This window comes from Kitasatospora sp. NPDC056800, from assembly GCF_042789775.1.
Classification (GTDB): Bacteria; Actinomycetota; Actinomycetes; order Streptomycetales; family Streptomycetaceae; genus Kitasatospora.
In genome coordinates this window covers 16,081-18,868 of record NZ_JBHUAL010000186.1, presented here as the reverse complement: position 1 = coordinate 18,868, position 2,788 = coordinate 16,081, and the positions used below count along the sequence as shown (strand labels likewise).

Below are 2,788 nucleotides of genomic sequence, written 5' to 3'. Positions count from 1 at the left end.
GGCGGGGCCCTCGCCGTACCGGGGCGGAAGCCCCTCGCGGTGGTGCGGTCAGTTGCCGCCGTGGACCAGGTTGAGGGAGAAGCCGTCGCCGGTGGGGACGGACGGCGTCCGGACCGTCGTCACCCCGGTGGCGGCGTCGTGGTACCAGCCCGAGCCGGCCGCGTCGAGCGCGGCCGCCGAGTCCCGCCGGGGCAGCGGGCCCGCGTCGGTGGCCACCAGGCGCGGTGCGGGGCGGCCGTGCACGGTGAGGCGGTACGAGCGCTCGGCCGGCTTGCCGGCGTAGTCGCCGTCACTGGCGCCGATGCGGATGTTGGTGACGGCGCGACCGGTGTGCACGTCGACCTGCTGGGTGGCCGAGGAGCCGGCGGCGTACTGCCGGGTGACGCCGTCGTCCTCGTACAGGGTGTAGGAGGAGTCGCCCGAGGCCTTCGGGTAGAGGTCGTAGTCGAGTTCGGAGCGGTCGCGGTTCTCCCAGGACAGCGTGCCCTTGGGCCACATCGGGACGATCGCGCCGCCGCGGACGAACAGCGGCAGGGTGTCGAGCGGGGCGGAGTAGCCGTTGACCGTGGTCGGGCCCTGGTAGGTGCGGCCGGTCCAGTAGTCGGTCCAGGTGCCCTCGGGCAGGTAGATGCCGTCGCGCACGGCGGTGTCCGAGTAGACCGGCGCGACCAGGAGGTCGGGCCCGGCCAGGAACTCGTACGTCGCGTTCGGGCCGAGGGCGTTCGGGTCGTGCGGGTACTCCAGGGCGAGCGGGCGGACCGCGCCGACGCCGGTGCGGGCGGCCTCCGCGGAGAGGGTGTACATGTACGGCAGCAGCCGTTCCTTGAGTTGCAGGTACTTGCGGTTGATCGAGGTGTACGGCTCGCCGTCCAGCCAGGGCTGCTGGTCCCGCTGCTGCGTGCCCGTCATGTCCCGGGCCCAGCCGTCCATGGTCATGATCGCCGGGAGGAAGGCCTTCCACTGCAGGTCGCGGGTGTACATCGCGGGGTCCCGGCGGTAGATCGAGCCGACGTCGCCGGTGTTGTAGGCGATGCCGGACATGGTGGCGCCGGCGTAGGTCGGGATCTGCCAGCGGATGTAGTCCCAGGACAGGCTCTGGTCACCGCTCCACAGCACGCCGCAGCGCTGCGCGCCGGCCCAGGAGACCGGCAGCCAGACGAAGCCGCGGGCGTCGCTGCCGTCCTCGATGCCGGCCTTGGCCTGGTCGCAGGCGTTCAGCGCGAAGTCGTAGCCGTTGCCGACCCAGGCCACGTCGAGCTTGCGCACCCGTACGCCGGCCTTGACCTCCTCGGCCTGGTCGGGCAGGCCGTTCTGGGTCCACAGACCGAGCTGGGCGTGGTCCCTGCGCAGGCCCGTGCCGGTCTGCGCGAGGTTCTCGTAGCCGCAGCCGTAGCCGTCGTTGACCAGCATCCAGCCCAGCGGCATCTGGTGGTCCACGTAGCCGTCGGCGACCTTCAGCGCGTCCGGGGTGTGGCGCTCGCCGCGGTTGGCGTTGTGGAGGTAGCAGTCGGCGTCGCCGGGCTCCAGCCCGTAGACCGGCGGCATGAAGGGCTTGCCGACCAGGTCGGTGTACCGGCCGATCACCGCCTTGACGTCGCCGGTGAAGTAGTAGGCGTCCAGGCGGCGTTCCTGCTGCCCGGTGCGGACGGGCGAGCCGAAGTCGTAGATCCCGGGCGTGAAGGTGTTGCGGAAGACGCCGTAGCCGGCGGTGGAGACGTAGAACGGCTGGGAGTTGTTCCAGCCGCCCTCGTTCCAGTCGGTGCCGTTGGCGACGTGGACGGTCCGGTCGCGGTGGGAGAAGGAGCCGTTCTGCTCGCCGCCGCCGAAGAACTGCTCGTCCGCGCCGCGCTCGAGGCTCTGCCGCAGTCCGCCGGTGCTCCAGCGCAGCGGGGCGCTCTCCTGCCAGAGGGCGGTGCGGTCGTCGGCCTTGTACAGGCCGAACCGCAGCGGGTGCTTGTAGACCCGCAGGACCAGGCCCTTGGAGCGGATGCCGTAGTACGCGCCGGCGTCGAAGGTGCTGGTGTCGCGCTGCGGCTCGGGCTGCTTGCGGACGATCGTGCTGCCCGCCGGATCGGTGAGGACGCCGTCCGGGGCGGCGCGCAGGCGCAGCTGGTCGTCGGCGAGGAAGTCGACCCGGGCCTTCAGGGTGCCCGCGGAGATGTCGTAGCTGCCCTGGGAGCCGCCGAAGCCGGTCAGGTCGCCGGCGTCGGAGGTCTGTGGCAGGTAGGCCGTACCGGTGTAGGAGCCGCCGTGGACGTCGTAGGGGACCACCAGGACGTGGTAGGTGCCCGAGGCCTTCGGGATCACCGTGGCCTCCGGGTCGGCGGTGCCGGCGCTGGTGGCCACCTGCTTGCCGCCGGCGTCGTAGACGTAGAGGTCGAAGTCGTCGGTGGGGTTCTGCCAGCGGACGGACACCGGGACGCCGCCCTCCGGGTTGTCGTCCCAGTACCCGGCCGGCACGTTCACGGTCAGGTCGAAGTGGTCGCAGACCGTGCCGCCCGGGTCCTGCGTGGCCGGAGGGCAGCTGGCGGGGTTGCCGAGGGTGCCCTTGGCGTACTGCGGGCTCTGCCAGGTGACGCTCCGGTGGCCCTGGTCGAGGACGGCGGAGGCGGGGGCCGCGGCGCGGGCGGGGAGGGCGGGCCCGGCGAGGGCGGGGAGGACGGCCAGGGCCGCCAGGAGGGCGGCCCTGCGGAGGTGGGGCCGGAGTGGACGCACGGTGGTGTCTCCGTTCGGCGTTCGAGGGGCGGGTGGTCGGGGGGCCGGTGGTCAGGGCGTGCCGGACGTGCCC

1 protein-coding gene is annotated in these 2,788 nt (G+C 72.8%); it reads right to left on the bottom strand.

Annotation, left to right across the window (positions count from 1 at the left end; genetic code table 11):
- Nucleotides 1-48 precede the first annotated feature (48 nt).
- Nucleotides 49-2,715 carry a TIM-barrel domain-containing protein gene (locus tag ACFRQN_RS31470; RefSeq protein WP_380743679.1) on the bottom strand — a complete coding sequence of 889 codons (2,667 nt, stop codon included), beginning with the start codon at nt 2,713-2,715 and terminating at the stop codon, nt 49-51.
- Nucleotides 2,716-2,788 lie beyond the last annotated feature (73 nt).